The organism is Burkholderia reimsis, from assembly GCF_003294055.1.
In the GTDB taxonomy this organism is placed as follows: domain Bacteria; phylum Pseudomonadota; class Gammaproteobacteria; order Burkholderiales; family Burkholderiaceae; genus Burkholderia; species Burkholderia cepacia.
Window position 1 is genome coordinate 1 of the sequence record NZ_QMFZ01000005.1, and the last position, 15,504, is coordinate 15,504.

16 protein-coding genes and 1 pseudogene are annotated in these 15,504 nt (G+C 64.5%); 6 read left to right on the forward strand and 11 right to left on the reverse strand.

Annotated features, from left to right (window positions below; all coding sequences use genetic code 11):
• Window positions 1–113: pseudogene (locus DPV79_RS43840) on the forward strand (IS30 family transposase); the annotation flags it as partial.
• A 265-nt stretch (window positions 114–378) separates the two neighbouring features.
• On the opposite strand, the gene DPV79_RS08115 reads toward DPV79_RS43840, so the two are convergent.
• From DPV79_RS08115 to DPV79_RS08135, 5 genes are read right to left on the reverse strand one after another with little or no spacing between them, the layout of a single operon-like run.
• A complete protein-coding gene (locus DPV79_RS08115; RefSeq protein ID WP_113045139.1) occupies window positions 379–1,416 on the reverse strand; it encodes a LysR family transcriptional regulator in 1,038 nt (345 codons plus the stop codon).
• A gap of 50 nt (window positions 1,417–1,466) precedes the next feature.
• The gene (locus DPV79_RS08120) at window positions 1,467–1,940 is read right to left on the reverse strand and encodes an SDR family oxidoreductase (RefSeq protein WP_165843492.1); all 474 of its coding nucleotides are present in this window, start codon (window positions 1,938–1,940) and stop codon (window positions 1,467–1,469) included.
• Window positions 1,941–1,942: 2 nt separating this feature from the next.
• Entirely contained in the window at window positions 1,943–2,251 is a 309-nt protein-coding gene (locus DPV79_RS43615) for an SDR family NAD(P)-dependent oxidoreductase (protein WP_165843493.1), read from the reverse strand.
• Between the two features lie 4 nt (window positions 2,252–2,255).
• Entirely contained in the window at window positions 2,256–3,242 is a 987-nt protein-coding gene (locus DPV79_RS08130) for a prephenate dehydratase (protein ID WP_133295626.1), read from the reverse strand.
• 14 nt (window positions 3,243–3,256) lie between these two features.
• Complete coding sequence (locus DPV79_RS08135) at window positions 3,257–4,168, reverse strand: EamA family transporter (RefSeq protein ID WP_113045143.1); 912 nt, start codon at window positions 4,166–4,168, stop codon at window positions 3,257–3,259.
• Between the two features lie 349 nt (window positions 4,169–4,517).
• On the opposite strand from DPV79_RS08135, the gene DPV79_RS08140 reads away from it, so the two are divergent.
• Window positions 4,518–6,191: a phospholipase C gene (locus DPV79_RS08140; RefSeq protein ID WP_113045144.1), complete on the forward strand. Its 1,674-nt coding sequence runs from the start codon at window positions 4,518–4,520 to the stop codon at window positions 6,189–6,191.
• A gap of 103 nt (window positions 6,192–6,294) precedes the next feature.
• Window positions 6,295–7,713 (forward strand): cytochrome-c peroxidase, encoded by a 1,419-nt coding sequence (locus DPV79_RS08145; protein WP_113045145.1) that lies wholly within the window; start codon window positions 6,295–6,297, stop codon window positions 7,711–7,713.
• 36 nt (window positions 7,714–7,749) lie between these two features.
• On the opposite strand, the gene DPV79_RS08150 is transcribed toward DPV79_RS08145, so the two are convergent.
• The 5 genes from DPV79_RS08150 to DPV79_RS08170 form a co-directional block, all read right to left on the reverse strand.
• Window positions 7,750–8,481, reverse strand: a complete 732-nt coding sequence (locus DPV79_RS08150) for a class I SAM-dependent methyltransferase (protein WP_059683460.1) — start codon at window positions 8,479–8,481, stop codon at window positions 7,750–7,752.
• Between the two features lie 79 nt (window positions 8,482–8,560).
• Window positions 8,561–9,871 (reverse strand): NAD(P)/FAD-dependent oxidoreductase, encoded by a 1,311-nt coding sequence (locus tag DPV79_RS08155; RefSeq protein WP_113045146.1) that lies wholly within the window; start codon window positions 9,869–9,871, stop codon window positions 8,561–8,563.
• Window positions 9,868–10,623, reverse strand: coding sequence for an amino acid ABC transporter ATP-binding protein (locus DPV79_RS08160; RefSeq protein WP_048023059.1), 756 nt, complete (start codon window positions 10,621–10,623; stop codon window positions 9,868–9,870). The genes DPV79_RS08155 and DPV79_RS08160 overlap by 4 nt, the downstream gene beginning before the upstream one ends.
• The gene (locus DPV79_RS08165) at window positions 10,620–11,276 is read right to left on the reverse strand and encodes an amino acid ABC transporter permease (RefSeq protein ID WP_113045147.1); all 657 of its coding nucleotides are present in this window, start codon (window positions 11,274–11,276) and stop codon (window positions 10,620–10,622) included. The genes DPV79_RS08160 and DPV79_RS08165 overlap by 4 nt, the downstream gene beginning before the upstream one ends.
• Before the next feature lie 88 nt (window positions 11,277–11,364).
• Entirely contained in the window at window positions 11,365–12,141 is a 777-nt protein-coding gene (locus tag DPV79_RS08170) for an ABC transporter substrate-binding protein (protein ID WP_021159180.1), read from the reverse strand.
• A 159-nt stretch (window positions 12,142–12,300) separates the two neighbouring features.
• Here DPV79_RS08170 and DPV79_RS08175 point away from each other — a divergent pair, with 159 nt between their 5' ends.
• Complete coding sequence (locus DPV79_RS08175) at window positions 12,301–13,092, forward strand: IclR family transcriptional regulator (protein WP_113045148.1); 792 nt, start codon at window positions 12,301–12,303, stop codon at window positions 13,090–13,092.
• Between the two features lie 54 nt (window positions 13,093–13,146).
• Here the strand turns inward: DPV79_RS08175 and DPV79_RS08180 are convergent, their stop codons facing one another.
• Entirely contained in the window at window positions 13,147–13,599 is a 453-nt protein-coding gene (locus DPV79_RS08180) for a type VI secretion system amidase immunity protein Tai4 (RefSeq protein WP_113045149.1), read from the reverse strand.
• A 294-nt stretch (window positions 13,600–13,893) separates the two neighbouring features.
• On the opposite strand from DPV79_RS08180, the gene DPV79_RS08185 reads away from it, so the two are divergent.
• Window positions 13,894–14,604 carry a GntR family transcriptional regulator gene (locus tag DPV79_RS08185; protein ID WP_048023066.1) on the forward strand — a complete coding sequence of 237 codons (711 nt, stop codon included), beginning with the start codon at window positions 13,894–13,896 and terminating at the stop codon, window positions 14,602–14,604.
• A gap of 73 nt (window positions 14,605–14,677) precedes the next feature.
• Complete coding sequence (locus DPV79_RS08190; protein WP_113045150.1) at window positions 14,678–15,484, forward strand: SDR family oxidoreductase; 807 nt, start codon at window positions 14,678–14,680, stop codon at window positions 15,482–15,484.
• Window positions 15,485–15,504 lie beyond the last annotated feature (20 nt).

Below are 15,504 nucleotides of genomic sequence, written 5' to 3' on the forward strand. Positions count from 1 at the left end.
ATATTGCCAAGCTGATGAACGGACGCCCTCGTCAAACCCTCAACTGGAAAACCCCCGAAGAGGCCATGGCGACGGAATTAGCTACCGCCGGGTTGGCTAAACGTTGCACTTGATTCTTGAGACCGCCCACTTACACCACGAACAGGCCTCACGACAAATTTATGCAGGGCATTCGTACCTTCCATGAATTTTTTGGTGGTTTGAACCTGGCAATCGATACTGATCAAAAACTTGCGCATCATTCAATTGCGCGAAAACCGTGGAGCCACCGAGCTTTGCTGAAAGCGGATCAACAAGCGACTGCTGCCAGATTCCGCACGATTCGATCGATTACCCCAATGACGCACGCATCCTGGAAAACGTAAAGCAGAGGGGATCTCAATTCCGGCTACAGTTCTGCTGCAGCCGAGAGGATGAATCGCCTTCTTCAACGCAGCTCGTGACTAAGTTATTTCGTTTTCGTAATTGCATCGTACGAAAACAGCCCTCTAACGTTACAGCGCCATCGTTACCCGTAAGCACAGACGTCGAATCGAACAACTCCGCGAGCCAGTCCGTGAACACACGAACCTTCGCCGAAAGATGACGACTGCTCGGATAAACGATCGAGATCGGCTTGGGCTTCGGCCTGAAGGCCGGAAGCACCTCCTGCAGCGATCCATCACGAAGTCGCTGCGACGCCACGAAATGCATCGGCTGGATCAGTCCGAAACCATCGACACCACACCTTATATAGGCTTCCGAATCATTGACCGTGATAATGCCTCTCATTCTGACTTCCCGCTTCTTTCCGTCGACCAAGAATGTCCACGGTGCCGGCCGAGTACCGCGACCCACACGGAAATTCACTGCGTGGTGCATTGTCAATTCGCCGATGTCGCCAGGCTCTCCATGGTGTTTCAGATAACTTGGCGACGCGCAGGTCACCCGTTTGAGCATTCCGATCCGGCGCACCAGCATTGACGAGCCATCCAGTTCGCCGGTTCCGATCATGCAGTCGATACCCTCCTCGATCGGATCCACCGGCCTGTCCGACAAACCCAGATCGAGAGTAATGTCAGGATAGCGCTCATGGAACACCCGCAATGCGGGAATCACCAGTTGGCGGCCGAGCCAATTCGGCATATACACCCGCAGCGCACCGCTTGGATTCCGGTTGCCCGCCTGGAAGCTCGCATCCAGCTCCGTAACGTCAGTGATGATCCGAATACAGTGTTCGTAGTATTCGGCGCCTTCTTGCGTTATCGACAATCTCCGCGTGGTCCGATGGATCAATCGCACACCGATCCATTCCTCGAGGTTCTTGATAATGGTCGTGACTGTCGAGCGCGGCATCGCGAGCTGCTCGGCAGCTCGCGTGAAGCTGTTGGCATCGACCACGCGGGTAAAGACCTTCATTGCCTGAACGCGGTCCATTCTATCCTTTTCGAATTGCCAGCGACGTGGCATAAAACCCGATAGATCGCTTAGGCCGTCATGAATTGTCCGCCCGAGACATTGATTACATCCCCGGTAATACTCCCGCTGTACTTGGAGCACAAAAACAATACCGCAGAAGCAATTTCTGCCGGCAGAACGGATCTCCTCGTTGGAACATAGGTTCTGAACACACGTTCATAGGCTTCAAAGGCCGTGATGGCTTCACGGCTCGCATGACTGGACAACGCTTCCGTAAAAGGCGTTTCCGTAAATCCTGGCGTCACCGCGTTGACCGTCACGCCAGAGGAGGCCATTTGACGAGCCCAGGCCCTTGTAAAACTCTGCAACGCCGACTTGGTAGCTGCGTACAGCATGTTGAACGGGGTATTGTCGTAAACGGAAATCGAAGAGATGTTTATAACGCGCCCCCACTTTTTCTCCTTCATGCCCCCCAACAAGCCCACGGCCAACTGCAACGGCGCAGTTAGATTTACTTGCAAAAGCCGGTCCCACGCATCCAAGTCTACCGAGCGCAGATCGGCATTGAAATTGTTGCCGCATTATTAATCAATATGTCGACACCTCCGTTGATTTTCGTTGCGTCTTCGATCAACGATTGAATAGATGCACGGTCCCCTAGATCACATGAAATGAAATGAACATCTCGATACCGCGTCACAATCTCTCGCCGTTGTGCAACGATTATCGTGCATCCCTGTTGGAGAAATGCATCGATCATCGCTTTCCCCATGCCTCCGCCGCCACCCGTGATCAGGGCGGTGCGCCCCGCCAGTGTTTCGTCCACGAAGTAGCTATCCGATTCGGTGCTCATCGCGTCATTTCGACGAGGCATTGTCATCCCATGGATCTCGTGATTTGACGTATGACCCAAGACATCGAACGAAATTGTGATTACCCAACTCGTCCAAGGCTGCCTTGAGGTCGGCGTCCGCGGCGTGCCCATCGGCGTCGACGTAAAAGCTGTACTCACCAAAAATATTGCCCGTTGGTCTGGAGACGATGGACACTAGATTGATGCCCCTGGATGCAAAGCAATTCAGTATTTCGCTCAACGAGCCTGGACGATTCTTCGCGTCTTTGATGAGTATTGATGTCTTGTAGATCCGCCCCGCGTGCAAACTACTCAAATCATCGCGCGACAGCGCGATGAACCGCGTGGTATTGTTGAGACGATCCGTTACATTCTGTATCTCTATCTCGGTGCTTCCCGGTTCGTAAGAAATGCTGGGGACTATCGCGCCGCAGGGCTGTGAACTTTCCATTAAGCGATTCATAGATTCACTATTGCTTTGCGTGGTCGTGATATGAACATTTTTCAATGAATTTATAAATCTGGAGCATTGTCCGTGTGCGACAAACTGGACGTACACCTCGCTTACCTCAGAAAGATCTGAGCATTTAGAGATGAATGAAAATCGTACAGGCAACAAGTGTTCCCATACGATAGTCAGATCATGGCGCTCAATGTTTCCGAGCACCAAAGGTATACAGCCTTCTGAAAGATTCTCGATCGGGACGACGCAGTAGGCGGCACTTTCGTCAAATGCAGCGAAAACTTCGTCGATTGAAGGTTGATATTCGATTTCGAAGGCACCTTCCTGCTCCGAAGCGAAGATTCTTGATGCCGCCTCGGAAAACGTCCCGCGAGGCCCCAAAGTGATGATTTTTTGACTCATGCCAAAGTGATTGTCAATAAAGGTTTCAAGCTCCGAACCCGTTGCACCTATTCGGGTCAAAAGTCCTTTTCTGGCCACATCTTGACGACAGCGCAGACGAGTGTTTGCGACATTGTCATTGTGCAACCAGGCGCTGCTGTTCAGCCCACCGCCTCGAACGCACTGATCAGCAACGCCCCCGCCGCGATCACCAGGCAACCGGCCGCCCGGCGCGGCGTCAGCCGCTCGCCGAGATATACGCGAGCGATCAGCGCCGCGAACACCACGCTCGTTTCCCGCAGCGCCGACACCGGCCCCATCGGCGCGCGATCCATCGCCCAGATCACGATGCCGTACGCGAGCGCCGCGAACACGCCGCCGCACGCGGCCTTCGCCGTCTCGCCGACATCCTGCGTCAGCCGTAACGGCCCCGCCCGCAGCCGGTAGTACGCGGCCATCATCGCGCCCGTCAGCACGAACATCCACGCGGTATAGCCGACCGTGTTGCCGCTTTCCCGCACGCCGATTCCGTCGACCACGCTGTACGCCGCGATCGACACGCCGGTCGCGAACGCGGTCGGCAGGACCTGCATCATCCGGTGCTTCGCGTCGCGCCCGCGCTCCAGGCCGATCGCCAGGATGCCCGCGCAGATCAGCACGAGCCCGCATTGCGCGCCGGCATTCAGGTGCTCGCCCGCAAACGCCGCCGCGCCGAGCGTGACGAGCAGCGGCGCGGTGCCGCGCGCGACCGGATACGCGACGGTCAGGTCGCCGTGCTCGTACGCACGCACCAGCAGCAACGTATAGACGACGTGGATCACCGCCGATGCGACGACGCAGAGCCAGCTCACGGGCGTGATCGGCGCCGCTGCCGGCAGGAACAGCAGCGCAAACAGCCCGATCGCGATCTGCAGCACGGTGGCCGAGCGCAGCCGGTCGCCGCTGCTGCGCACGAGCGCGTTCCATGACGCATGCAGGAATGCGGCACACAGAACGGCAAACAGGACGGGGATCGGCACGACGAGTACTCGCTGACGGTCGGCCACGCGAAATCGTCGCCGCAGGGCGTTCATCGTATGAATACGTCATCCGATTGTCAAAAAGCTTGCGCGATGCAGCACGTTGCGCGAACCGGGCAGCGATGCCCTTTCGTCCGCCCGGCGCGGCATCCGCGGCAATCGCCCCGCCCGCCGCGGAATGTGACGCAAAGGTGGCAGGCGGTCTGCCCCTTTCCGTTCTCTTTCGCCTTGCGTCCCGGCGTAATGAAATCGATACCGCAGCGCAATCGGCGCGAAACCACTCCGTCCCCATATCTTCATACGCGGCTGTTCCAATGCGCGTGCTCTCTCACGAGCTCCGCGCCGAACCGACACGGCGACGAAGCCGCTCTCCACCATCGAAGACCTTACCTGGAGTTTCCCGATGTTCCGTCAAGCCTTGCTCGTCACCGCCTGCGCAGCCGCGGCGCTGGCGCTGTTCGCCTGCGGCGGCAGCGACGATCCCACGTCGACGCCTGCCGTGTCGTCGCAGGATGCGCTGCAGACCGCCACGCCGATCAAGCACGTCGTCGTGATCTATGGCGAAAACATCTCGTTCGACCACTACTTCGGCACCTACCCGAACGCGACGAACCCGTCGGGCGAACCGGCGTTCACCGCGAAAGCCGGCACGCCGACGCCGAACGGCCTGACGGGCACGCTGCTGACCGCGAACCCGAACTTCACGAACACGGCCAACGGTACCGACGCGGCGAACCCGTTCCGCCTCGATCGCACGCAGGCCGCGACCGCCGACCAGAACCACGCGTACACGGCCGAACAGCAGGCCGAGGACAACGGCCTCGCCGACCTGTTCCCGAAATACACCGGCAAGGGCTCGTCCGGCGGCGCCGGCGCGTTCGGCACGAAGGGCCAGGTGATGGGCTACTTCGACGGCAACACCGTGACCGCACTGTGGAACTACGCGCAGCGCTTCGCGATGAGCGACAACACGTACACGACGGTCTATGGGCCGTCGACGCCGGGCGCGCTGAACGTCGTGTCGGGCCAGACCAACGGGATGCAGATCGTGAAGACGTCGAAGCAGCCTTCGACGCTCGCAGCCTCGTCTTACTACATCAATGACGGCCAGGGCGGCCTCACGATGATCAACGACGTCGACCCGGGCTTCGACGTGTGTTCGAGCACGACCGACCAGGCGATGATGACGGGCAAGAACATCGGCGACCTGCTGAACGCCGCGAAGATCACGTGGGGCGGCTTCATGGGCGGCTTCAACCTGTCGACGACGAACGGCAACGGCACGACGGGCTGCGCGCGCAGCACGGTCGCCACCGCCGTGAACGCCGCGACGGCCGACTACATCCCGCACCACAACTGGTTCCAGTACTACGCGTCGACCGCGAACCCGCAGCACACGCGCCCGAGCTCGGTCGCGGCGATCGGCTCGAGCTTCCAGGCCGACGGCAAGACCGCCGAACCCGCGAACCACCAGTACGACACGGACGACTTCTTCGCCGCCGTGAAGGCCGGCAACTTCCCGTCGGTCAGCTACCTGAAGGCCCCGGCCGCACAGGATGCGCACGCAGGCTATTCGGATCCGCTCGACGAGCAGGCGTTCGTGACGAAGGTCGTCAACTTCCTGCAGCAGCAGCCGGACTGGCAGAACACGGCCGTGATCGTCACCTATGACGACTCGGACGGCTGGTACGACCACGTGTACACGGCGCCGACCCACGCGTCGTCCGACCCGGTCGACCAGGTCAACGGCAACGGCAAGTGCGGCACGGGCGGCACCACCGGCGTGAACGGCGCGACCGTGAACGGCCGCTGCGGCCCGGGCGTGCGCATTCCGCTGATCGTGATCTCGCCGTACGCGAAGCAGAACTACGTCGATCACACGATGCTCGACCAGTCGTCCGTCGTGCGTTTCATCGAGGACAACTGGCTCGGCGGTCAGCGCATCGGCGGCGGTTCGTTCGATGCGACGGCCGGCGACCTGCGCGCGCTGTTCGACTTCACGTCGAAGCCGAACACGACGCCGCTGTACCTCGACCCGACGCTCGGCACCGTATTGAGCGCGGCACCGGCAATCTGACCGGTATTGCATGACCGCATGGCCGGCGCCTCACGCGCCGGCCGTTTCCGTTTGTTCCGTTCAACGCGCCGCTTCGTGCGACGCCCGATTTCCGACCGACAGCATGACAGCTCGCCCCGCGTTCCCGTCTCCCGACGCCTCCGGCACCACCGCGCCGCGCGCCCCTTCCCGCCTGCTGCGCCGCGCGGCATTCGCGATCGGCGCCGCCGTGCTCGGCTACGGTGCGTTCGCGATCGCGTTTCCCGCGCAGGTACCGGCGGCGATCGGCACCGTCGTCGCCGACTGGACGGGTGCGAACCCGCATCCGGTCGTGCTGCAGCGGCCCGCCGCGCAGCCGCTGTCGGCGGTCGCGCAGCTCGGGCGCGCGCTGTTCGCCGACCCGTCGCTGTCCGCGTCGGGCAAGCAGTCGTGCGCGTCGTGCCACAGCCCCGATCACGCGTACGGCCCGCCGAACGCGCTCGACGTGCAGCCGGGCGGCCTCGCGATGACGCAGCAGGGGTATCGCCCGCCGCCGTCATTGATGTACCTGTACCGCCAGCCGAACTTCAGCATCGGCCCCGACGCCGGTGAAAACGACGCCGCACCGAGCGTCGCGCAGCAGGCCGCTTCGGCCGCCGGCGTGGTGAAGGCGCAGAAGGTGGCCGGCACGTCGGCCGCACCGCAACTCGTGCCGCAGGGCGGGATGTTCTGGGACGGCCGCGCCGATACGCTGCAGCAGCAGGCGTTCGGCCCGCTGCTGAATCCGGTCGAGATGGCGAACGCGAGCGTCGACGACGTCGCGCGCAAGCTCGCGCAGTCGTCGCACCGCGCGCAGTTCGAGAAACTGTTCGGCGCGCGCGTGTTCGACAGCCCGCAGCTCGCGGTGTCGGAAGCGATGTTCGCGATCGCGCGCTACCAGGTGGAGGATCCGTCGTTCCACCCGTACAACAGCAAGTACGATCGCTGGCTCGAAGGCCGCGCGCGTCTCTCGCAGGCCGAACTGCGCGGGCTGCGCCTGTTCAACGACCCGGACAAGGCGAATTGCGCGGGCTGCCACCTGTCGAAGCCCGGCAAGGACGGGTTGCCGCCGATGTTTACCGATTACCAGTACGAGGCGCTCGGTGCGCCGCGCAACCGGCAACTCGCGCAGAACCGCAACCCGGCGTTCTACGATCTCGGCGTATGCGGGCCGTTCCGCGACGACTTGAAGGACCAGACGCAGTATTGCGGGATGTTTCTCACGCCGACGCTGCGCAACTCGGCGACGCGCCATGTGTTCTTCCACAACGGCGTGTTCCACACGCTCGACCAGGTGATGGCGTTCTACAACGAGCGCAACATCTCGCCGCAGAAGTTCTATTCGCGCGGCGCGGACGGCAAGGTCGACGAGTACGACGACATTCCGCCGAAATACCGCGCGAACGTCGACGTGACCGATGCGCCGTTCGATCGCAAGCCGGGCGACAAGCCTGCGATGACGGCGCAGGACATCAAGGATATCGAAGCGTTTCTGGGCACGCTGAACGACGAGCCGGCGCGCTGAACGGCCGGCTATCGGTTGCCGTGCGCGCCGTGTTCGTCAGCGGCGCGCGCGGATGCACAGGAAGGCCGGCGCCAGCGACAGTTCCGCATGGAGCCGCTCCGATACGGCCTTCATCTCGGGTAGCGGTGTCGGTTCGACGAAACGGTCGAGATGCCAGCCGGCGTCGGCGAGCGCATTCAGGATGTCGGCGAGCGGCCGGCGCCAGGCCTCGACGTAGGGTTTCGGTTCGCCGAAGCCCGACCAATGGAAGCCGAAACGGCTCGTATCGAAGTACGTGCCGTCCCCGCGCGTGCGCTCGTCCATCCAGTCTCGCATCGGATGCGCCATCGAGAACACCAGCGTCGCGCCCGGCCGCGCGACGCGTCTGAATTCGCGCAGCGTCGGCGTCAGATCGCGCACGTAGTCGAACGCGAGCGAGCACAGGATCTTGTCGAAAGCGTGGTCGGGCAGCCAGTCGAGCGGCGTCGCGAGATCGCCTTCCGCGACGTCGACCGCGAGCCCCGCGCAACGCGCCTTCGCGAGCGCGACCATCTCGGGCGTGATGTCGAACGCGTGCACGGTCGCACCGTGGCGCGCGAGGTGCTCGCTGCAGATGCCGGGCCCGCAGCCGGCGTCGAGCACCGTCAGGCCGTCGACGTCGCCCAGCAGCGCCATCGCGGCCGGCCGTTCGTACAGCGCGTTGTGCGCCTTGGTCGGCGCGATGTCCGCGTAGCGTTGCGCGAAGCTCGCGTACACGCGGCGGGCGGACGGTTCGTTCGGGTCGGTCATGCGGCATCCGTCGGTGGAGACTGGGCAGGCCGATTCTGCCCGATCCGACGGCGGCTGGCGAGCCGCCCTCGCGCCGGCGTCAGGACAGGCTGTCGAGCAGCCGATACCACGCGACCCCGGCCGCGATATAGAAGCGCTGCAACCCGTGCAACGGGATCGGGCGGATCGGCGTGACCCGGAACGGCAGCGGCAGTTGCGCATCGCCCGACAGATGCGCGGCCAGATGCTTGCCGAGCGTCGTCGCCATCGCGATGCCGCGGCCGTTGTAGCCGAGCGCGATCGTCACGCCCGGCGCGGGCTCGTGCACGTGCGGCAGGAAATCCGCGGTGATCGCGACGCGCCCCGCCCAGCGGTATTCGAACCGGACGCCCTTCAGTTGCGGATACAGCAGCGTCGTCGCGCGTTCGAGGTGGCGCCAGTCGCTCGGCGCGCGCGGGTCGGCGAACGGGCCGCGGCCGCCCATCAGCAGGCGCCCGGCCGCATCGCGCCGGAAGTACAGCAGCAGGCGCCGTGCGTCCGATGCGACCTCGCCGCCGGCGAGGATGTCGCGACCGAGTTCCGGCGCGAGCGGTTCCGTCGCGACGATGAAGCTGTTCGCGGCGATCACCGACTGGCGCAAGCCGGGCCACAGCCCGTCGGTATAGCCGTTGGTCGCGATCACCACGCGGTCCGCCGACACCGTCGCGCCGCTGGCCGTCGCAACCTGCCAGCGGCCGTCGGCGCGCGTCAGCCCGACGGCGCGCGTCGACCCATGCACGACCGCCCCGCTCGCCTGCGCCGCGCGCACGAGGCCGCGCGTATAGCTGAGCGGTTGCACGCTGCCCGCGCGGCGATCGATCCAGCCGCCCGCGTAGGCATGCGTGCCGAGTTGACGCGCGACTTCGTCGCGGCCAAGCACGTCGACCGGCGCGCCGCGCGCGGCCCATTGCTGCGCGCGACGTGCGACCGTGTCGAGCATCGCCGCGGTCGGGGCCGGCTGGATCCAGCCGTGGCGGCGCGCATCGCAGTCGATCGCGTGTCGCGCGATCAGGTCGAATACCGTGTCGGCCGCGCCGCCGACGATGCCGGCAAGCTGTTCGCCGGCCTCGTCGCCGAACCGGCGGACCAGTTCGTCGGGGTCGTATTTCAGCCCGGGAATCACCTGCCCGCCGTTGCGGCCCGATGCGCCCCAGCCCGGCTGCGCGCCGTCGATCACGCGGACGTTGACGCCGCGTTCGGCCAGATGAAGTGCGGTCGACAGGCCCGTGAAACCCGCGCCGACGATCGCCACATCGCACGACACGGACGCGTCGAGCGCGGGCGTATCGGGCGCCGGCGCGGCGGTTGCCGCCCACAGCGAATCCGGCCACTGCGCGTCGGGCCATCCGGGTGCCGCGTTCGTTGCGCTCATGATCGATCCGGGTGGTCGGCGCCGTCCGACGCCAGCAAGCGGCGCAGGAATTCCTGCGTGCGGGGATGGGTCGGCTGCGTGAGCACGTCGCGCGCCGGTCCGCTTTCGCAGATCGTGCCGTCGTGCAGGAAGCACACGCGATCTGCCACCTCGCGTGCGAATGCCATTTCGTGCGTGACGACCACCATGGTCATCCCGTCGCGGGCGAGCCCGCGCATCACGCCGAGCACTTCGCCGACGAGTTCGGGGTCGAGCGCCGACGTCGGCTCGTCGAACAGGATGGCCTGCGGCTCCATCGCAAGCGCGCGTGCGATCGCGACGCGCTGCTGCTGCCCGCCCGACAGCTCCGACGGATACGCATTCATCCGGTGCGAAAGCCCGACCTTGTCGAGCAGCGCGCGGGCCTGCTCGCGCGCCTGCGCGGCCGGCATGCGCCGCACGTGGACGGGCCCTTCCATCACGTTCTCGAGCGCCGTGCGGTGCGCGAACAGGTTGAAGCGCTGGAACACCATGCCGACCCGCATCCGCAGTTCGTGGATCCGCTTCGAATGCGCGTCGACCTTCACGCCGTCGATCGTGATCGACCCTTCGTCGTAGGTCTCGAAGCCGTTGATACAGCGCAGCACGGTCGACTTGCCGGAACCGGACGGCCCGATCAGGCACACGACTTCCCCCTGCTGCACGTCGAGGCTCACGCCCTTCAGCACCGCGTGCTGCTGAAACCGTTTATGGATGGAATCGATCCGGATCATGCGCCTCTCCTCAGTGCGAGCCGCTTGCCGAGCCGGTTCACGCCGAACATCAGCGGCAGGCCAAGCGCGAGATACAGCAGCGCGACGAGCGTGTAGACGCTCATGTTCTGGAACGTCGACGACGCGATCAGCTGGCCGGCGCGCGTGATCTCGGCGACCGTGATCGTCGACGCGACCGACGAATCCTTCAGCAGCATCACCAGCGTGTTGCCGTACGGCGGCAGCGCGATGCGGAACGCCTGCGGCAGCACCACGCGCCGCATGATCATCGGCCCACGCATGCCGATCGCGTGCGCGGCTTCGATCTGGCCGTGGTCGATCGCCTCGATCCCCGCGCGGAAGTTCTCCGCCTGATACGCCGAATACGCGATGCCGAGGCCGAGCACGCCGGCCTGGAACGCCGACAGTTGCACGCCGAGATCAGGCAGCACGAAGTACATGTAAAACAGCTGCACGATGATCGGCAGCCCGCGGATCACGTTGACGATCGTGCTGCCGGCCGTCGAGACGGCACGATTGTGCGACACCTTCAGCAGCGCCAGGATCAGCCCGAGCACCGAGCTGAGCACGAACGCGCATGCGGTGATCTCGATCGTGACCACCGCGCCCTTCAGCAGGATCGGCAGGAAATCGATCGCATTCTGAAAAAACATGAGGTCTCCTATGCGACGGCAGGACGGCCTGCCGCCGGGAATGCCCGCGACGCGCGGGCGATGCCGGTCGGGAATCGAATGCCGACGCTCAGCTCATGTGCCACTTCTGCAGGATCTGCTGCAGCGTGCCGTCGCTCTTCATCTTGCGGATCGCGCCGTTGAGCTGTTCGAGTGTCGCGGTGTCACCCTTGCGCACGATGAAGCACACCTGCCCCTTCACGACGCTCTGGTATTCCGGCACGAGCCGCACCTGGCGATTGACGCCGTGCTCGATCTGGTACGCGACGATCGGCTGGTCGGCGAAGCCGGCCTTGATGCGCCCGAGCGCGACGTCGCGCATGATGTCCGCGATCGAGTCGTAGGTCCGGACTTCCTTGAAGATGCCCTTCTTGTTGAGCGCATCGACGAACGCCGTGCCGACCTGCGCGCCGACCACCTGGTCCTTGAAATCGTCCATCGACGTATAGCGGCCCGGGTCGTCGGCCTTCACGATCAGGCCTTCGCCGAACGAGTAGACGGTGTCGGAGAAATCGACGACCTGCTGGCGCGCCGGCGTCTTCAGCATCGCGGCCGAGATGATGTCGATCTTCTGCGTGGTGAGCGACGGGATCAGCGCCGAGAACACGGTCTGCTGCACGTCGACGCGAAACCCGGCCGACTTCCCGGCCGCCGTGATCGCGTCGACCATCATCCCCTGGATCGAATTGCTCTTGACGTCGAGAAACGTGAACGGCACGCCGGTGGCCGTCGCGCCGACCTTCAGCGTCGGCTCGGCAGCAACGGCGCTCGCCGAAGCCGTGGAGAGGGCGATACAGGCGGCGAAACCGGCGGCCAGTGCGCCGAACCGCTTGATGAACGGAACCATGGTGACTCCTTCTCGAATAATCCGGGCGCCGGCCGGTCGCTGATCGACACTGCGACGATGGCCCGATCTTAAAACGAATCAAAAACATCGCAAATAGATTTTTGCGTATCGATATTCGATACGATATGATGCGATATCGAATCGATTCCGCTCCTCGCCATGGAAACGTCGCCCGACCAAACAAACGATCTGCTGTTCAACCAGTCGCTGGAAAAAGGGCTGAACGTGCTGCGCGCGTTCAGCGCGAAACGGCGCACGATGACGCTGGCGGAGGTGGCCGACGCGGCGGGGATGACGAAAAGCTCCGCGCAGCGGATGGTCTATACGCTCGAGAAGCTCGGCTACATCCGCAAGCATCCGGTCACGCGGCGCTACCAGCTCACGCCGCACGTGATGCGGATCGGCTTCAACTATCTCGCCGCCGACACGTTGATCGACGTCGCGAATCCGTTCCTGTCCGAGCTCACGAACCTGACCGGCGAAACCACCAACCTCACCGAGCCGGACGAGGACGAAATGGTGTACGTCGCGCGATTCGTGTCGACCAAGTTCGTGCCGATCCACATGCCGATCGGCAGCCGCATCCCGATGTACTGCACCGGCAGCGGCCGCGCGTTCCTGAGCGCGTTGCCGCCGGGCGACGCACGCGCACGGCTCGACGGCATGGCGCGCACGCCGCATACGCCGCGCACGGTCACGGCACTCGACGATCTCGTCGCGCTGCTCGACAGCGCGCGGCGGGAAGGCTACGCGACCAACCAGGAAGAACTGTTCATCGGGGACATGTCGATCGCGGCGCCCGTGCTCGGCAGCCAGGGGCAGCCGGTCGCGGCCGTGCACGTGGTCGCGCCGACGAGCCGCTGGACGTTCGACGACGCGCGCCGCAAGCTCGCGCCGGCGGTGATCGACTGCGCGCGCGGGATCAGTAACTCGATCCGGACGCTTGAATAGCGTCGGCGAAATGGCATACGGCGCGCCGTGGCGTTGCGCAACGGCGTTCGATCGCTACCGCGGCTTGGGCGAATGCTCGGTCCGGTAGGTACGGTTCGGGCGCGATACGAGTTGCTTCGTTGCAGTGTCCAGTTCCTTGCCGTGATACAGATCGATGCACTTCAGGAAGTCGAACTTCACGTCCCCGACTTCCGATTCGACAACCGGATTCCGATAGTCTCGAGCCAGATACTTCGCGACCAGCGCGTGGATCACGTCCGGCGCACGTTCCATGTCGTAGTAGGTCCAGTCACGCAACGCGCTGGTGCTGCTGCCGATGTCCTTGCTCGCGCCGGGCGCCTGCTTGTATGCGGTAGCCAGACATTCCGCGAGCACCATGTCCTTGAAGTTCTGGAGATAAGTTCGTGAGCCTGCCTCAGGCGCCGCTTGTGCGGCGTCCTTCGCCACGACCATCGCCGGTTGAAACGCGATGCACACTAACGCGGCAGCGATCCGGACTCCCCTCATGACAGACTCCAAAAATTTGCGCGATCGGAACGATACCGCGCGCCCGGTTCGTTGAAGTAACCATGGTCGCGCCCCGGATGCTCGCGTCCGTCGCCCTCCGCGGCCGGACCTCGAGGATCGGATCAAACCCCGACGGGGAAAAGTATGGCCGACTGTCGCCGACAGCCTCTTCGTCCACCCACCCCCTCGTTTTCCCCGATCCCGTTCATCTTGACTCCGCCGCACCGATCGACAAAACTTCGCACATCGCAAGTGTGATCACAGATCGCAGATCAATCCCAGGAGAACCCCGCCTTGGCGCCTCGTATCGTCCCGCCCGCACTAAAAGCCATCGAACAGGAAACGATGGCCGACAAGGTCTACCAGCAACTGCGCGAAGCGCTGATGAGCGGCCGTTTCGCGCCCGGTCAGGCGTTGAGCCTGCGCAGCGTCGCCGAGGCAGTCGGCTCGTCGACGATGCCCGTGCGTGCCGCACTCACACGGCTGCGCGCCGAGCGCGCGCTCGTCGACGGCCCGAATCGCGCGCTCGTCGTTCCGCCGATGACGCTCGACATGCTCGACGAACTGCGCGACGTGCGGATCGCCCTCGAAGGCTGCATCGCCGAGCGCGCGTGCGCCCGGATGACCGACGCGCAGATCGCGGTCGTGCGCAAGACCTGCGAGACGATGCAGGCACACGTCGAGGCCGGCCGCTCGCGCGCCTACCTGCAAAGCAATTTCGCGTTCCACAGCGCGATCTACGCGCACGGCGCCGGCGAAAGCACGCTCGCGATCGTCGAGAACCTGTGGATGCGCGTCGGCCCGTTCCTCAACATGGTCGCGCTCGACATCCCGCACATGCGGCGCTCGATGGATGCGCACCGCGCGATCGTCGATGCGCTCGAACGGCGCGACGGCGCGGGCGTGCGGGCCGGCATCGCGCTCGACATCGGCGGCGCCGCGCACGATCTCGCCGAGACGCTGCGGGCCGAGCAGACACCGCGGACCGTGAACGCGAAACCGTAGCCGCCGCCCGCCTCGACCCGCCGAATCGCGAGCGGCCGCAATCCGACTACACCAACGATGGAGACAACCCGGCATGACAGCTTCCGCCCTGCTGAAACCCTATGACGGCCTGCGCGTCCTCGTGACGGGCGGCGCGTCGGGTATCGGCCTCGAAATCGCCGACGCGTTCGCCGAATGCGGCGCGCGCGTGCACGTGTGCGACGCGTCGCAGGCCGCGATCTCGGCGCTCGCCGACCGGCCGCCGCGCGCCGCGGCCGGCGCGATCAGCGCGACGCTGGCCGACGTATCCGACCCGGCCGCCGTCGAGCGCGTGTTCGCCGACGTGTCGACCGGGCTCGGCGGCCTCGACGTGCTGGTCAACAACGCGGGTATCGCCGGCCCGACCGGCGGCATCGACGAAATCGACCCCGTGCAGTGGGAACAAACCGTCGCGATCAACCTGAACGCGCAATTCCAGTTCGCGCGCCGCGCGGTGCCGCTGCTGCGCGAGTCGAAACACGGCGGCGCGATCATTGCGCTGTCGTCGGTCGCCGGCCGGCTCGGTTATGCGTTCCGCACGCCGTATGCGGCGACCAAATGGGCGGTGGTCGGCCTCGTGAAGAGCCTCGCGATCGAACTCGGGCCGCTCGGCATCCGCGTGAACGCGATCCAGCCCGGCATCGTGCGCGGCCCGCGGATGCGCCGCGTGATCGAGGCGCGCGCGCAGCAGCTCGGCATCGGCTACGACGACATGGAGAAGCGCTATCTCGAGAAGATCTCGCTGCGGCGCATGACCGATCCGGCCGAGATCGCCGCGACCGCGCTGTTCCTGTGCTCGCCGGGCGGGCATGGCATCACCGGGCAGGCGATCTCCGTCTGCGGCAACGTCGAAGTGCTCTGACGCGTCCTGCATCGTTCATC

Bases quoted from the DNA above. Each gene is read 5' to 3' on its own strand.
- DPV79_RS08160 (WP_048023059.1), bottom strand. From the start codon at position 10,623: ATGATCCGGATCGATTCCATCCATAAACGGTTTCAGCAGCACGCGGTG.
- DPV79_RS08145 (WP_113045145.1), top strand. From the start codon at position 6,295: ATGACAGCTCGCCCCGCGTTCCCGTCTCCCGACGCCTCCGGCACCACC.
- DPV79_RS43615 (WP_165843493.1), bottom strand. From the start codon at position 2,251: ATGAGCACCGAATCGGATAGCTACTTCGTGGACGAAACACTGGCGGGG.
- DPV79_RS08175 (WP_113045148.1), top strand. From the start codon at position 12,301: ATGGAAACGTCGCCCGACCAAACAAACGATCTGCTGTTCAACCAGTCG.
- DPV79_RS08150 (WP_059683460.1), bottom strand. From the start codon at position 8,481: ATGACCGACCCGAACGAACCGTCCGCCCGCCGCGTGTACGCGAGCTTC.
- DPV79_RS08140 (WP_113045144.1), top strand. From the start codon at position 4,518: ATGTTCCGTCAAGCCTTGCTCGTCACCGCCTGCGCAGCCGCGGCGCTG.
- DPV79_RS08135 (WP_113045143.1), bottom strand. From the start codon at position 4,168: ATGAACGCCCTGCGGCGACGATTTCGCGTGGCCGACCGTCAGCGAGTA.
- DPV79_RS08170 (WP_021159180.1), bottom strand. From the start codon at position 12,141: ATGGTTCCGTTCATCAAGCGGTTCGGCGCACTGGCCGCCGGTTTCGCC.
- DPV79_RS08190 (WP_113045150.1), top strand. From the start codon at position 14,678: ATGACAGCTTCCGCCCTGCTGAAACCCTATGACGGCCTGCGCGTCCTC.
- DPV79_RS08165 (WP_113045147.1), bottom strand. From the start codon at position 11,276: ATGTTTTTTCAGAATGCGATCGATTTCCTGCCGATCCTGCTGAAGGGC.
- DPV79_RS08155 (WP_113045146.1), bottom strand. From the start codon at position 9,871: ATGAGCGCAACGAACGCGGCACCCGGATGGCCCGACGCGCAGTGGCCG.
- DPV79_RS08115 (WP_113045139.1), bottom strand. From the start codon at position 1,416: ATGGACCGCGTTCAGGCAATGAAGGTCTTTACCCGCGTGGTCGATGCC.
- DPV79_RS08180 (WP_113045149.1), bottom strand. From the start codon at position 13,599: ATGAGGGGAGTCCGGATCGCTGCCGCGTTAGTGTGCATCGCGTTTCAA.